Raw genomic sequence first — 14,063 nt, forward strand, 5'->3', positions numbered from 1 at the left:
CTCCCGCATAACCCTATAAACACAAAACGCAACGCATAGCAAAAATGCCAAGCGTTGCGAATCACTCTTAAACAGTTTGTTATACCTTTACTACTTGAGCATAAGCATGTAAACAATTAACGCGAGAGAAAAATAAGAAACTAATGCTATAAGCATAGTCATATTTTTCCGTTGAATATTCTGTTTGTTAATTATGGTTTTTAGCTCGTTTAGCTCAGACTTAACATCGCGAAGCTCTTTGATTATTTCTTCGTTGCTACAGCTTTCATTGCCAAAGTCTACTTCAAATTTGCTGCCCTTCATCGAGCTCTCCTTCTGATGTCGATACCAGAGAATGTATTTTTGAATAATAAATTGTTCCGCAACTAGAAACCAGTGATCCAATACTAACTAATGCAAAGAAAATTAGAGTCAAAACAGTGTTTCCAGTGACGACTTCTGCTGGAGGTTTAATCACAACCAAAAAAAGCAATAGAGCTATAAAATCAATTACAAATGCTGCGACAACATAGTTTTTCCACAGTGAAATTCTATCATCGTACAGATATCCAATTTCTATCGTTATCATCAGTACAAAAATAGAAATAGCCATATTGAACAAAAAAGCAGGCATAACCATGCTAATAGTAGCACCACTTGGCACATTTACGGGATTACTGACCCAACTAGCGCAAAATGAGCAAATTAAAGGCAAACCAACCGTAACCAATAGAAAAACCCATCGGTGACCTTGAGGCAAGCTTTCAACTTGATTCTGAGTAGATTCGTTTGCAAGTAGCTCATTGTGTCGAAGGTAAACAACCCAAAAGTGAATCAAGTAAACACCTAGTAAAACTAGACTAACACCTGCACCGAGTGAAAATTCCAAACCCAAAAGAAATTGCCCCTTAAACTTATAAAAAAATAATTTTATAGCAATCACACACATATTAACAATTATATATTCACGAAAGGTATAACGCTGCGTTAAGTAGTGAGCAACGCTACCACTAAACTAAACATTACCACCTTAAACACAAAACCCAACGATAGCACTAAAAATGCCATGCGTTGGGAATCTGCCTTAAACGCTTTGTTAGATTATTTTTCACCTTCACTTGCTGAAGCAATAGAGTTTATAGTCTTAGAAAGTTCTTGTTGCTCTTTATTTAGAAGAACGTTATCTAAAACTTTATTGTGAAGGTTTCTATACATTTGCTTTGCTTGCCATTCATCTATATGACCTAATTGCTTTTGCGTTTCAATGTATGAAATTGCTTCATTAATTGATGGATCCACCTTGTAACGATTTAAAAACGGTCGAATATTAAATATAAAGACTCCTAAGCCCATCAAGTGCCATAGCTTAACAATACTTATGTTGATGATTGAAATTGTTTTCAAAAAAGGACTAAACAAACCTATCAGTCCATCTAGCACAATCCCCGTCAGCACCCCTAGGCTAGTACCCCTAGGATTAGATACAAATAGAATATTAATTGCTTTTCTAGCAAATACTGTTAGTTGTTCTGCATTCATATAACTACCTTTCCTTTACTAGCTTCACATTCAGTTGCTAGATCAATCTCTGGATTTGGTATGATTCTCTTTGCACCGCTCCCATCATTGAAATCATCCTTGTCAGAATGCAAGGTAATAAATTCAATAAGCTCTCTTGTCTCAAATTCATTGCTACCGTACCATCCTTTGCGAACTCGAAACTCCATTAGCTTTTGATCCACAAACACAGCTAGCAATAAAAATGCTAGAAAAAGCAACACAAACTGATTTATATCACTATTCATAAACCAAACGCTAGATACGTAGACAGCTATACTGGAAATTAATATTGCTTGTTGCACTGTTCCTTTTTTAGCTTTTTCAAGCAGCATAACACCAACTATAGTATTTTTTTTGTTGTCTTTTGCGTCTTCTCCTGAATCTGCAATTCTTTTCGCTAAAACTTCAACAACAGTAAATGCACTTGAATTTAATAGCATAGAAGCATCTAACAGTATCGAATTTGCTTTAAATACACGCTTCACTATTGTTACTGTGATACTGTTAGTTTTTCCCATTCCGTTGATATAAGACTCAAGTGCTTTCTTTAGCAACTTGATTACATCTATTGACTTAAACAAAGAATATACAATAGCAATAACTAAAGTACTTAAAGTCGTTGTACTCATAGTTTTTGCAATCTCTGTAAGTTCTGTAAAAATTGACATCAAGACTCCTTATTCAATCTAACGCCCAATTAAGGGGTGAACAACGCCTCCACCTAAACCTAAAGCATTGTGCCATAAACACTTAACTGACTTGAAGTGAGAGCGCCAAGCGTTGTGAATCCCTCTTAAATTGCTTGTTAGGTAAATATGCTAAATATAGCTACCTGCCCTTTTGGAAAATGCCCTAATTATAAACTCATCCGTAAATAAGAGTCTTGTACGATAAAAGCCTGATTCAAATAAGTTGTATCTAACCGTTTCTACTTTATTCCAAAACTCTAACTCTTCGACCATATGAATGTAGTGAGAGATAGCGAGACGATCGTCTAATTGCCCTGTTCGACGAATAAAGACATGGTTATCAATTTGATGCTGCATAGCCTGAACTGCATCAAACAGCAAAGGAAAATTATCATCACTGGCAAGTTGGTTCAATTTCCTTAAGCTATTCCTAAAATGGGAGAAACTTAAGTTGATATACTCCCAGTTGTCCCCCTTACATGGAATTAAATGATTTAAGTGCTCAACATGCTGCTGCCCACCATTTAACCTTAGTAGTCTATTGATCTTTTCAGCCTTTTCCTTGCACATCGCCATATCATCTTTCCAAGATGAATAGTTCATAGACCAAAAATTGGGTTGATACTGAATATTACTGAGGTTGGAGTTCTTAACTTCCGATATTTCACCGATAATCTCAGCAACCTTGATTGCTGCTTTAACCTTTTGTTGCTCTTTAGGAACAATAGTAATTATCGTGTCAAATATACAAGCCGCCGCTACAGAGACAAGCAAGCTTTGAAACCAATTAGGATCAGCAGTAAAACTAATACATGCCATTGATACTACGAATAGAATATAAGTGAACTTCTTCCTTACTGAGTTAGGTGTGACTAAGTTCACTATAAAATTTAGTATCTGACTGTCAGTAGAAATTATACGATGATTTCTAGATAGATTACGATAGAGACGAAGGTAGCATCTACCTTTGATTTTATAATACATTTTCATAATACAACTCATATGGATATCACCGTTTACCTAACGCCGCGTTAAGTGGTGAGCAACGCCAACCACCAAACCTAAACCATTGTACCTTAAACACTTAAGCTAAATTGAACTGAAGTCACCAAGCGTTGTGAATCCGTCTTAAACGCCTTGTTATGCTACCTTTTCGCCATTGGATGGTCTGGGTTTAGTTGAAGCAGATCCCACAAGTTTCCATACAGGTCTTCAAACACTGCTACCGTTCCATAGTCTTGCTCTGCAGGCTCTCGAACGAAATTAATACCAATAGATTTCATGCGCTCAAAGTCACGCCAGAAATCATCGGTATTTAGGAACAAAAATACTCGGCCACCAGCTTGGTTTCCAATGAAGTCGTGCTGCTCTGGTTTCGATGCTTTAGCAAGCAACAGAGTAACACCATGGGAGTTAGGCGGGGCTACAACCACCCAACGTTTATCTTGCTCAGGTTGGTAGGTATCTTCAATAAGCTCAAATTTGAGTTTGTTTACGTAAAAATCTATTGCTTCATCGTAGTCTTTTACAACCAAGGCTATATGGACAATATTCTGTTTCATAGTATTCCTTATTGAAGATTTCGGGCCGGTAGCATAACGCCAAATTAAGGTGTGAACAACGCTACCACCTTAGCTAAACCATTGTGCCATAAACACTAAACTGGCTTGAAGTGACAGCACCAAGCGTTGTGAATCACTCTTAAATTTATTGTTATGATTGTGGCTGGGGAATCGTATATTCATAGAAAACCACACCACTGCCCTTAGCGGGTTGCGCGATGAACCTGTAGTGGTCAACTAAAATTGGCCACGGTTTTAGAGTTTTCCCAATATAATCGTTCTGATTCATTGGGAGTTAGACCACCGTTATACTGATGTGGTCTGAGTTGGCAGTAGTATCCGATAATGTAACGGGTAATCTCTTGTTGAGCCTCAGCGAAGCTACGATAACCCACAGTTGGCACCCATTCAGTCTTCAGACTTCTAAAGAAACGCTCCATCGGCGCATTATCCCAACAATTTCCTCGGCGAGATAAACTCTGTTTTATTTGAAAACGCCACAGCAATTGACGGTATTTACGGCTAGTATAATGACTGCCTTGATCGCTATGGAACATAACACCTTTAGGCTTACCACGTGACTCATAAGCTATCGAAAGAGCTTTGCCTGTTAGTTTAGAATCAGGTGATAGAGACATCGACCAGCCAATCACTTTTCGGGCAAAAAGATCGATAACAACGGCTAAATACATCCACCGATTACCTGTCCAAATATACGTCACATCACCAGCCCAGACCTCATTTGGGGCGGTAACCGCAAACTGACGACCTAAGTGATTTGGAACGTCAATATGTTCTTGTGAAGCTTTTCGGTAACGATGTTTTGGCACTTGGCAACTCACTAAACCAAGCGTTCTCATAAGTTTTGTTGCTCGGTATCGGCTCAGCTTTACACCCTGATTTGTGACTATATCTGCAATGGTTCTAGCTCCCGCAGAGCCATTGCTTGCAGCGTGAGCCTCACTGACCAAGCTGCGCAACTTTACTGTTTCAGCGTTAATTACCGTTGGGCGTTTAAGCCAATAGTGATAACTACTTCGATGAACATTGAAGACTTCGCATAATGTTTTTACGCTGTAGCTCTGCTTGAGTTTCTTGATTATCAAGAATTGTTCAGTGAGTCCGACATCAACAGAGCCGTGGCTTTTTTTAATATTTCATTATGCTCTTCAAGGCGAGCCAACTTCTTTTTTAATTCCCGAATTTCTATTTGCTCAGGGGTCATCGGTGAAGCTTTCGGTGTTTTTCCTTGGCGCTCTTCTCTAAGCTGGCGAACCCACTTATCCATCGTGGACTTGCCCACATTCATGGCTTGGGCTGCTTCAGTCACTGAGTAATTTTGGTCTAGGACTAACTGAGCTGCTTCTAACTTAAATTCAGCGCTAAATAGTCGTCTTGTACGTTTTGTCATAGTGTCACCTGTTAACTTATGAGGTGATGATATCACCTCTAACTAAGTGACCAAATTCACTATGCCACTACAACCCCAGCTTTTTAAGTAACTTCGCTGAAGCAATATTAGATTGCTCAACACCGCCTATGAGTTTTAGCCAAGATTCGGATTTTTCGACTTCATGTATGAAACCTTGAAGCAATTCACTAGCTAACCCTCGTCCCCAGTATTCTTCGGCAAGCAGATAACCGATATGGGCATACTCATCATTTTCCACATAAGCGAACAGGAAACCTATTAGTTCTTGTCCCTGGGCTTTCACTTGAAGTAAGCGGCTTTCCGATAACATTCGTTCAAGCCATATTCGGGCTTGTTCACTAGAATCTATCTCGTGGAAATATGGAGGTAGATTCTCTACAACTGCTGGCGTGAGGATTTGAGGAATTCGCTCTAGCAAATATGAGTGTTTAGACAAATCAAACCCTTCAGTAATTTCAACTACTGTCAGCCTCTGACCTTCAAATGATATTGCCATACAACCTCCCCATTTCGATAAAAATCATAACGCCGCATTAAGGTGTGAGCGACGCTTGGCTATACTTGAGCGAAGCGAAAACGCCAAGCGTTGCGAATCACTCTTAAATGCTTTGTTAGGGCACTATTCTCAAAGATGGCCACCTTACTAGCCAGCCCTTTGAATTTACACGATTTTCAAACGTTTCTCGTGACCTTTTAGGGTTATGTGTGACGCAGTAACCAAATAAGGATTCGTACCCAAAAGCGGCAATACATTCATAGCTATCAGGTGTGACTTGTCGAATGGCAACAGCTGTCTCTTGTTCTGGCCAATAGCTCATAGCATCAAGGGAGTTTTTGTAAGGTAAATCGCCATTCCGAGTATGCATAAGTGCTTGGTTACGAACTTGCCAGTTAACTTCCGGCATTAGCTGCTTGAGCTGAGATTCATGGTGTAAATATGCTTTAGGGTCGTTCTCATCTGGAGCAAAGTAAATAACATCCGCGTCGTTCAATGGTGTTGCTACATCAAAGCCATGCAGTGCATCCCAAACAAGATTACGAACGAAACCAGCTGCAATATAGCATTGGGGCAAGCCCAATTTAGAGACGCACTCTAAGGCTTTAACTCTAACTGGGTCTTGTTTGATTAATTCTACTATTCTGTCCATTTCCACCCTGTGCCCTAACGCCAAGTTAAGGTGTGAGCGACGCATGCACCTAGCCTAAACCATTGTGCCATAATCACAAAATTTGACCTAGCACTCAGAACGACAAGCGTTGCGAATCACTCTTAAACTTCTTGTTAAATTGCCACTCCCACTGAATTAGTCGCTGTTAAATGTGCCGAGCGACCCACCAAGCTACTTTGGGTATTCTATTCATCTCAACCTTCAATTTCATCCCTTCAAACCTTTCGCCCCAACCATCATTTTCAACTCTTATTAGTCACCAAACTATCAATTACAAACTTCGCCCACCACGTATTACTCCGCAGCCTGAGAGCTATTGCTCCAAACGCTCCAGATTTTGAAAATTTTTCTCCCAACGACTCAACTTTCGTAACTCAGTTAACTCGCCACCACATTCACTACAGCAAGGTACGCTCCCATGCTTTGCTAAAAAATCACCCCACTGCAACTCCTTTAACTCCTCAACTTTACCCTGGTTATGACAAGCTCGTGCTTGCTCCAACATCGCTCGACTACGATTATGATAAAAGCCCATAAAGTGATATTGCTGTTTGCGTGGGAGCGCGATATGGCTTAACAAGCGACTAATGAAGTGCTCCGCTGACAGGGTTATTCGCTCTACTCTTTGTCTCTCATGAGACCAATGCCTATACTCAACAACATCCCCGCCACTCCTCAATAGCTGACTGTTCTTTAACGCCCCTCCCCTTATATATCGCGCTAAATACTTTGCCACCCCGGCACCATGCTCATAGCGCTTCGCGCAATGAACCACCCACCCTTGCCTTCCCCACTTGTGCAATAAAATCAATAACTGAGTCTTGTTCATACCACTCGGCACGTTTAATTCACCATTGACTAATAAGGCCTTAACCCCTGCTAAAAACTTACCGCGGAACAACTGCATCATCACCTTCGCAGGAAAAAGTATCTTGCGCTTAGGCTCTACCCAGTACCCATCAAACATACCTCCGTGCGTCACCAAACAATGAATATGAGGATGAAACGTCAAGTTCCTTGCCCATGTATGAAGTGACAGGATAGCGCCTAACTTCGCCCCCAAGTAACGGCGGTCTCCACTCAACACTTGTAAGGTCTGTCGAACACTGCTGAACAACAAAGACTGACAAGCTTCTCGGTTGTAAAACCAAATCTCATGTAAGTCGTGCGGGAGAGTAAAAACCCAGTGATGATGAGGCGAATCAAGCAGCAAACTCTTTACTTTATGTTGCCAACGCTCTCTCTTTAGAGCGCCACACTGAGGGCAACTACGATGACCACAACTGTTATACCAATAACCATTTAAATGCCCTTTATCACAATAAAGGGCGTGACCACCCATGATGGCTGTTCGGCACTTCAAAAAGCTACTCACACCCTTAAGTTGGTAGAGTGGTAATTTATGTCTTCGTTGATAGTCCGAGAAATGCTGCTGCAAGACTCTCTGTAGTGTTAGTGCTGGCATGCACCTATCATAGAAAAGAGCAAGGGAATCTGGGGATGAAAAAAGGAGGAGGTTCTGCGTCTCCGAGCTCGCTCGGCAAATTTAACGCCCAATTAAGTAGCCCGAAACGCCCTGACTGACTTTCCGCATGACACCGTAAACACGAAATTCAACGCAAACCAAAAGTGCTAAGCGTTGAGGGTCTGCTTGAATTGTTTGTTATGTTTTACCACAAATGACTGATTTATTTGGCAAAGAACTGCATTATTGACCTTATTTCAAGAAGTCAGTCACACGCCCAAACTCACTTGGCCGCCAGATGCGCTAGACATAAAGCGCGTAAGTCCACTTCCCCGCCCAATGAGGCAACCCGACTTCGCCTCAACAAGCGCCCTCTCTTTCCAACCAAAGCGCAGAACAATGGCAAATTGCCGAGGCAACTGCCAAGCCGACATGCTAACTGGCAAATGCACTCGAAGCGACTTAGAGCCAGTGAAACTTAAAACCAACCGCCACGACCTGAAAATGAAGCAACCCACGAATATTGGCATGTTTTACAGGTTGAGAGATTCAAGAATTTAGACCGACAATGCGGATTTGCTGAAGTAACTCGAACGAATGGCTAAAGGGGCAAAGAACAATAATCGAAGGAACTTTAAGCCACTGAAATACAAGGAAACATAACGCCCAATTAAGTAGTGAGCAACACGACCACCACACCTAAACCATTGTGCCGTAAACACTTAAGCCGACTCAAACCAAAAATGCCAAGCGTTGCGAATCTGCTTAAATTGTTTGTTAGCCGCTCATTTCCAAAGGTTACTGCTTACTCAACAAGAACTTTCGCAAATCTCTCTCTGCACGCATAACAAACAGAACAAATACTTTGTCACCGTCTTGTTTATAGAAAACACGACATGGATTAACGACAACTTCACGATAACTCAAATGTTCTAGTTCGGGCGGAATACGCCCTGATTCTGGGAAAGTTTGAAGGCGTTCGACTTTAGAGAAGATCGTTTGTACTAAATGCTTTGCCGCAACAATATTTTCCAGTGCGATATATTCAGCGATATCATTAAGGTCAGATAACGCTGGTTCAGTCCAGATTATTTCAGCCATTTTGACATTTTGTCCTTAGCTTCATCATGACTTACCGCTTTGCCGTCAGCTAGTGCACGCTCACCTCGTGCAATACCCTCAAGAATAGCCAAACGATTTTGCATAAATTCGTAATCATCAACATCAACTAGATACGCAGATGGCTTACCGTGCTCAGTAATTAACACTGGTTCTTTGGTATCGTGGAGATCGGCGAGGATCTTAGTTGCTTGTCGTTTAAGTGATGTAACTAGTTCTACTTTCATGAGAGCTGCTCCAAAGGAATACTAAAGTGATACTATTCTATCACTTTGAGTATAGCAAGCTCCATGACGGCTAACGCCTGCTTAAGTGGTGAGCAACGCTACCACAACACTCAATTATTACACCGTAAACACTAAAGCCGACTCAAACCAAAACCGCCGAGCGTTGCGAATCCGTCTTAAAGCGTTTGTTAGTTTTTATTTTTGAGCAGGCTTTCCAATGATGTAATTTTTTGCTGAACATGATGAGTATTACAGCCACATCGAGTTAAAGCTTGTTCAATAACAATGAAACGATGCAGCGTTTCGCTGAGGAGATTTTCATACAGTTTGATATGTAACTTCGAAAACTTCAAATGCGCTTGTTTAAAGTTATGCCTCGCAGCTATCAAGTTTTCAGTATGTCTTTTTACTTCTCTGTCGTTTAAAGCTATCTCTTCTCGAACAATTTTGTTCATGTCATTAGAGTTACTTAAAACTGCGTAGAAGTCATCTGGGCAATACCTCATTGTATTGACTTGCCGATCTACGTTATAAAGGTCAAAGTATTTCGTAGCTTTTGCCAGCTTACATAAACGATTGTCAAATTTGCGGTCTTGCATGAGAGCTTGTGTGACATCATTGATAGTTTGTATTTCCACTCCCTCTTTTTTGTAAAGATCTCGAGCATTATTTAACCACTTATATGTTTCCTGCAGATTTTCAATATTCGGATCTTTTCTATTGTAGATTTCTAAATCATCTTCTGTTGCTAGCCGCACACAATCAGCGACTTCAACCAACAGTTCAGAGCGATTCAAGTCTTCAGGAGTACAATAGTCTGGATTACTTACTAAATTAATACCCGACTTAGCATAACACTGAGCTACGAGCCTCGAACAAAACTGCTTTCTACTTTTTGATGCTTTCTCAGTTTTAGTTATAGATTTTGTTGCTTCTCTTTTCCCATATAGTGTGCCAACGAGGTAACTTGATTCCCTGCATATAGCCAGTTTAACGTCATCTGAAATAGCATCTTTTAGGCGCAATACTTTTAGGTCTTTTACATCATCAACCAAAATCCTTTGTGGATTCTTAGAGAAAACACCACCATCTGATGTTGCATGATTTAAAGAATGCCCGACATAAAGCATTGCATGAGAATAGCTACTATTTGTAGCTGCCTTTATCAAGTCACTAACCCATTTAGTGTTCCCTGACTCTAAAACAATATCTGCATGTTCTAGTTTTTCAAGATCTAGTAAATATTTCATTTTATCCCGCTGATTAATAAAAACTAACGCTGCGTTAAGGTGTGACAAGCGTTTGCCACACTTGAGCGAAGCGAAACCGGCAAGCGTTTGGAATCACTCTTAAACGCCTTGTTAGGTTTATTTTTGTTCCACGTATATTAATTGCTCAACATCAAAACCGTTCTGTTCAGCCAGTTCTTCAAACCTTTCGATGATATCTGCACTTACACTCGGTGACCGCGATAACAACCAAAGATAATCATTGTTCGGACCTGATACAAAAGCATATTCGTAGTTTTCTTTTTCTAGGTCAAAAACCACATATGAGCCATAAAATGGACCAAAAAACGACACTTTCAAATACCCTTCGTCAGAGCTGTTAACGAAATATGCTTTACCTTCCGCTTCTTTCCATTCTTGGGTTGCTGCGGAATAACCGCGGTTCAACACCGAAACACCGCCATCTTTACGCAATCTATATTCGGCAGTGACCTGACTCAAACCTCGTTCAAAGGAATGATCTAAGCGAGCTATTTCGTACCACTGACCTAAATAATTATTAAGCTTGAAATCCTTAACTGGTTGTATTGTTTTAGGCATGCCTAAACAACCACCTAACGATAATAAAACTATGAACAGAAGTACTTTTCTCATGGCTTCCTCCGTAAAAACCTAACGCCGCATTAAGGTGTGAGCGGCGATTGGCTATACTTGAGCGAAGCGAAACTGCCAAGCGTTGCGAATCACTCTTAAATGCTTTGTTAGGTTTATTTCCCTAGTACTTCTTCGGCTGTGAACTTATGATCAAGAGCATTTTCAACTAGTGTTTTGTATAAGAGGAACTGTTGGTTGGCGTACTTTAAGCCATGTGTCTCTTTTATATAAAAATACTGCTCTAAGTTATTTTTGTATAAATCAAGTAACCTATTAGCGATTTCTAACTCTTGAGAAGCTAAAGCGTGTTGCTCACTTTCTGACAGCGGCAGAGCTTTAAATAAGTCAACGTTATATCGCCACGGATTACGTTCTTGCTCATATATCCACATGGTTAGATAACCAGAAGATTCATAGATTTCAGTGACCTCATTATCGTATTTAGGATTCGCAATAAGGGCTGAAGTAATATCTGCAAGTGATTGAATCTTGTTACCCATCAATTTTCGAACAGACTTCAGTATGCTGTTCGTGATTTCAGTTTGATTCTTTATCGGATCATAACTTTGTGCAAACTCTATTTCTTCTGTTCTAGCTTGATACAGACAACCTTTAATTTCACGTACAAACGTGGAATCGGCGATTTCTTGCGGCAAACATGCGTCACTGTTTGCGACAAGATCAATGCCTGCCGTCTCGAAAGCTTTTGCGACCAAGCGGGAACAAAACTGCCTTTTAGCATCAAGTTTTGTAAAAACTTTAGCGAACGCATTAGCAGCACTAATCTTGGAATATGAAGTCCCAACTTGTAAACGTGCATAGGTTATTGCTTTTGCTATTGCAACAGGGTCGTCTACTCGCACAACTTTTGCATAATGAAGCTCGTCTATTAGTAACCGTTGGATATTACTAGAATGGACACCATAAGGATCAGAATGAATATAGCTCGATTCACCGACATATAGAATTGCATGTGAAAAATCTGATTTAGTAATTTTACAAATGAGCGAACTGTTCTTTTCATTAGAACGAGTGAGAATGATATCTCCAAGCTTCAACTTTGTTCTGTCAAGTAGGTACATAATACTCCCAATAAACCTAACGCTGCGTTAAGGTGTGACAAGCGCTTGCCATACTGTGAGCGAAGCGAAACCGGCAAGCGTTTGGAATCACTCTTAAACGCTTTGTTATAGCGCAACTTCACTTATCATCTTAACCGCTAGAAAAGTCAATAACACCTTGATTATTTTAATAATATAACCATTTCTTGTGCTTAGTCGAAGCTTCGTTCCCAGAAACGAGCCTAAGATCGCGCCCATGACCATATAAACAATAAGACCTAAGTCAGAAAACATGCTCTCTGTGAACGACAAATACACCGGTATTTTTGCTAGGTGACTGATTGTCATAAATAATGAGCTTGTTGCTATGATTTCATCTTTCGACTTCAGTTGTTTTGTTAACACGCTCAAACTCAAAGGGCCAGTTGCACCAACTACCAACCCTAACCCCGTTTGCAAGAAACCAATCAGATAATAGCTTTCGTATCGACTGACTGACGCTGAAAAACGTGGACTCCATAGATTGAGTAAAATATACAGGCCAATTGCAACTGGAACATACTCCATTGAAATATGAGAGAGGCCATAACCAATCGTTAATGCTCCGACTACTGATCCAACTAAGAAGCGGGGAAGAAGTTCCCATCTAACATGTTTCAATGAAAACAACATGCGTGATGAGTTACTTGCTAATTGAACCAGACCATGGATTGGTATGATCAAATTAGGGCTTAGGAAGACTGGAAGAATAGCAATTAAAAGCATGCCACCACCAAATCCAACGATGGCAGCTACCATTGATGTAAGTAATGCGATTAATCCCAATAGATATTCGATCGTCGATTTCTCCTTGCGCTATAACGCCGCGTTAAGTAGTGAGCAACATTGCCACCTAACCTAAACCATTGTGCCATAAACACTAAATTCAAAGAAAACCAAAAATGCCCAACGTTGCGAATCTGCCTTAAACGCTTTGTTAGTTGCCATTCTACACCTTTGATTTCCAGTCCATTTCCACTTTGCCAACACCGTTTTTGAGCGCTTTGAAAAACTCAAATCAGGCGCAGTTTCAAAGCGCCTGTCACTGAAACCACTTGGAACTTACAACACCGTAAAAAACTGACAGAAAACACCAAAAAGAGCCTTTGGACAGGCAATGCCACAAAGCTGAATTTCAACGAGTAAATTAGCGCCTGAAACGGCAAAACAAAACCACAACATTACAAATCGAACACAATTTCAGCAAACTACACCCAGGCACAAAACCGAGCTAAATTGCACAATTCATTAGCCCTAAGTTTTCTGATTTAGCTACGTTTTCTCGCTGGCAACTAACGCCCAATTAAGGTGTGAGGCACGCAATGCCGATGCCGCCGCATACCACCTTAACCACTAAAACCAACGCATAGTAAAAATGCCACGCGTGCCGAATCACTCTTAAATTGTTTGTTAGGTGCGTAGCTTAATCTTGCACTAATCTGACCCATTTTGCCCGCCATGCCTGTGCTTCCATTGGGTCTGGCCAGAACTCTTTTTGCTTACTTATTAAGCCATTTTCAACTGTATGAAAAGTTATAGCTCGTGCTTTTTGGACACTATCTGTAATTGATACATCAGTGACAACTGTTTCACCATCGCAAACTACAGAGTGAATTGTAAACTCCCAAACACCATTCGCTGGGTAATAGGAATTGATAGCCGTAAAGTTATCTCGGCCAATAATAAGTTCACCAGACTGCGGCCAGAAACCCTCAAAGTCTGGGCTAAGCCACTCGCTTGCTTTGGCAAAGTCATTTGTTTTCATCGCATCCCAAAAAGCTAGGACGACTTCCTTTGAGTTCATGATTTTCTCCAAGCACCTAACGCTGCGTTAAGGTGTGACAAGCGTTTGCCACACTTGAGCGAAGCGAAACCGGC

General features: G+C 40.7%; 17 protein-coding genes. All 17 read right to left on the reverse strand.

Going from position 1 to position 14,063, the window contains the following annotated elements; translation table 11 throughout:
* Positions 1 to 90: 90 nt before the first annotated feature.
* Complete coding sequence (locus ViNHUV68_RS20620) at positions 91 to 303, reverse strand: hypothetical protein (protein WP_391091077.1); 213 nt, start codon at positions 301 to 303, stop codon at positions 91 to 93.
* A complete protein-coding gene (locus ViNHUV68_RS20625) occupies positions 284 to 922 on the reverse strand; it encodes a hypothetical protein (protein WP_391091079.1) in 639 nt (212 codons plus the stop codon). The genes ViNHUV68_RS20620 and ViNHUV68_RS20625 overlap by 20 nt, the downstream gene beginning before the upstream one ends.
* 158 nt (positions 923 to 1,080) lie before the next feature.
* Complete coding sequence (locus ViNHUV68_RS20630; RefSeq protein ID WP_391091081.1) at positions 1,081 to 1,518, reverse strand: hypothetical protein; 438 nt, start codon at positions 1,516 to 1,518, stop codon at positions 1,081 to 1,083.
* Positions 1,515 to 2,207 carry a hypothetical protein gene (locus ViNHUV68_RS20635; protein WP_318123239.1) on the reverse strand — a complete coding sequence of 231 codons (693 nt, stop codon included), beginning with the start codon at positions 2,205 to 2,207 and terminating at the stop codon, positions 1,515 to 1,517. The genes ViNHUV68_RS20630 and ViNHUV68_RS20635 overlap by 4 nt, the downstream gene beginning before the upstream one ends.
* Before the next feature lie 150 nt (positions 2,208 to 2,357).
* Complete coding sequence (locus ViNHUV68_RS20640; RefSeq protein WP_391091083.1) at positions 2,358 to 3,047, reverse strand: hypothetical protein; 690 nt, start codon at positions 3,045 to 3,047, stop codon at positions 2,358 to 2,360.
* Positions 3,048 to 3,373: 326 nt separating this feature from the next.
* Positions 3,374 to 3,790: a VOC family protein gene (locus ViNHUV68_RS20645; RefSeq protein WP_021486673.1), complete on the reverse strand. Its 417-nt coding sequence runs from the start codon at positions 3,788 to 3,790 to the stop codon at positions 3,374 to 3,376.
* Positions 3,791 to 4,023: 233 nt separating this feature from the next.
* Positions 4,024 to 5,201 (reverse strand): IS3 family transposase gene (locus tag ViNHUV68_RS20650; RefSeq protein WP_391087173.1). Its coding sequence is split into 2 segments (ribosomal slippage): positions 4,024 to 4,943 and positions 4,943 to 5,201, totalling 1,179 coding nucleotides; the frame shifts between segments, so codons are not numbered across the junction.
* Between the two features lie 67 nt (positions 5,202 to 5,268).
* Positions 5,269 to 5,718 carry a GNAT family N-acetyltransferase gene (locus tag ViNHUV68_RS20655; protein WP_391091086.1) on the reverse strand — a complete coding sequence of 150 codons (450 nt, stop codon included), beginning with the start codon at positions 5,716 to 5,718 and terminating at the stop codon, positions 5,269 to 5,271.
* 115 nt (positions 5,719 to 5,833) lie between these two features.
* The gene (locus ViNHUV68_RS20660; RefSeq protein ID WP_391091088.1) at positions 5,834 to 6,370 is read right to left on the reverse strand and encodes a nucleotidyltransferase family protein; all 537 of its coding nucleotides are present in this window, start codon (positions 6,368 to 6,370) and stop codon (positions 5,834 to 5,836) included.
* 334 nt (positions 6,371 to 6,704) lie between these two features.
* The gene (locus ViNHUV68_RS20665) at positions 6,705 to 7,856 is read right to left on the reverse strand and encodes an IS91 family transposase (RefSeq protein ID WP_391091090.1); all 1,152 of its coding nucleotides are present in this window, start codon (positions 7,854 to 7,856) and stop codon (positions 6,705 to 6,707) included.
* A gap of 798 nt (positions 7,857 to 8,654) precedes the next feature.
* Positions 8,655 to 8,957 (reverse strand): type II toxin-antitoxin system mRNA interferase toxin, RelE/StbE family, encoded by a 303-nt coding sequence (locus ViNHUV68_RS20670; RefSeq protein WP_391091092.1) that lies wholly within the window; start codon positions 8,955 to 8,957, stop codon positions 8,655 to 8,657.
* Complete coding sequence (locus ViNHUV68_RS20675; protein ID WP_045546344.1) at positions 8,945 to 9,202, reverse strand: type II toxin-antitoxin system Phd/YefM family antitoxin; 258 nt, start codon at positions 9,200 to 9,202, stop codon at positions 8,945 to 8,947. The genes ViNHUV68_RS20670 and ViNHUV68_RS20675 overlap by 13 nt, the downstream gene beginning before the upstream one ends.
* 188 nt (positions 9,203 to 9,390) lie before the next feature.
* A complete protein-coding gene (locus ViNHUV68_RS20680; protein WP_391091094.1) occupies positions 9,391 to 10,452 on the reverse strand; it encodes a YiiX/YebB-like N1pC/P60 family cysteine hydrolase in 1,062 nt (353 codons plus the stop codon).
* Between the two features lie 117 nt (positions 10,453 to 10,569).
* Positions 10,570 to 11,085, reverse strand: a complete 516-nt coding sequence (locus ViNHUV68_RS20685) for a lipocalin family protein (RefSeq protein WP_391091096.1) — start codon at positions 11,083 to 11,085, stop codon at positions 10,570 to 10,572.
* A 113-nt stretch (positions 11,086 to 11,198) separates the two neighbouring features.
* Positions 11,199 to 12,167: a YiiX/YebB-like N1pC/P60 family cysteine hydrolase gene (locus ViNHUV68_RS20690; protein ID WP_391091098.1), complete on the reverse strand. Its 969-nt coding sequence runs from the start codon at positions 12,165 to 12,167 to the stop codon at positions 11,199 to 11,201.
* Between the two features lie 105 nt (positions 12,168 to 12,272).
* Positions 12,273 to 12,971 carry a TSUP family transporter gene (locus ViNHUV68_RS20695; RefSeq protein WP_391091100.1) on the reverse strand — a complete coding sequence of 233 codons (699 nt, stop codon included), beginning with the start codon at positions 12,969 to 12,971 and terminating at the stop codon, positions 12,273 to 12,275.
* Between the two features lie 637 nt (positions 12,972 to 13,608).
* Positions 13,609 to 13,989 carry a nuclear transport factor 2 family protein gene (locus ViNHUV68_RS20700; RefSeq protein ID WP_053397230.1) on the reverse strand — a complete coding sequence of 127 codons (381 nt, stop codon included), beginning with the start codon at positions 13,987 to 13,989 and terminating at the stop codon, positions 13,609 to 13,611.
* Positions 13,990 to 14,063 lie beyond the last annotated feature (74 nt).

Source organism: Vibrio sp. NH-UV-68 (assembly GCF_042940635.1).
Taxonomy (GTDB): Bacteria; Pseudomonadota; Gammaproteobacteria; order Enterobacterales; family Vibrionaceae; genus Vibrio; species Vibrio pacinii.

Bases quoted from the DNA above. Each gene is read 5' to 3' on its own strand.
- ViNHUV68_RS20620 (WP_391091077.1), bottom strand. From the start codon at position 303: ATGAAGGGCAGCAAATTTGAAGTAGACTTTGGCAATGAAAGCTGTAGC.
- ViNHUV68_RS20630 (WP_391091081.1), bottom strand. From the start codon at position 1,518: ATGAATGCAGAACAACTAACAGTATTTGCTAGAAAAGCAATTAATATT.
- ViNHUV68_RS20635 (WP_318123239.1), bottom strand. From the start codon at position 2,207: ATGTCAATTTTTACAGAACTTACAGAGATTGCAAAAACTATGAGTACA.
- ViNHUV68_RS20640 (WP_391091083.1), bottom strand. From the start codon at position 3,047: ATGGCATGTATTAGTTTTACTGCTGATCCTAATTGGTTTCAAAGCTTG.
- ViNHUV68_RS20645 (WP_021486673.1), bottom strand. From the start codon at position 3,790: ATGAAACAGAATATTGTCCATATAGCCTTGGTTGTAAAAGACTACGAT.
- ViNHUV68_RS20655 (WP_391091086.1), bottom strand. From the start codon at position 5,718: ATGGCAATATCATTTGAAGGTCAGAGGCTGACAGTAGTTGAAATTACT.
- ViNHUV68_RS20660 (WP_391091088.1), bottom strand. From the start codon at position 6,370: ATGGACAGAATAGTAGAATTAATCAAACAAGACCCAGTTAGAGTTAAA.
- ViNHUV68_RS20665 (WP_391091090.1), bottom strand. From the start codon at position 7,856: ATGCCAGCACTAACACTACAGAGAGTCTTGCAGCAGCATTTCTCGGAC.
- ViNHUV68_RS20670 (WP_391091092.1), bottom strand. From the start codon at position 8,957: ATGGCTGAAATAATCTGGACTGAACCAGCGTTATCTGACCTTAATGAT.
- ViNHUV68_RS20675 (WP_045546344.1), bottom strand. From the start codon at position 9,202: ATGAAAGTAGAACTAGTTACATCACTTAAACGACAAGCAACTAAGATC.
- ViNHUV68_RS20680 (WP_391091094.1), bottom strand. From the start codon at position 10,452: ATGAAATATTTACTAGATCTTGAAAAACTAGAACATGCAGATATTGTT.
- ViNHUV68_RS20685 (WP_391091096.1), bottom strand. From the start codon at position 11,085: ATGAGAAAAGTACTTCTGTTCATAGTTTTATTATCGTTAGGTGGTTGT.
- ViNHUV68_RS20690 (WP_391091098.1), bottom strand. From the start codon at position 12,167: ATGTACCTACTTGACAGAACAAAGTTGAAGCTTGGAGATATCATTCTC.
- ViNHUV68_RS20700 (WP_053397230.1), bottom strand. From the start codon at position 13,989: ATGAACTCAAAGGAAGTCGTCCTAGCTTTTTGGGATGCGATGAAAACA.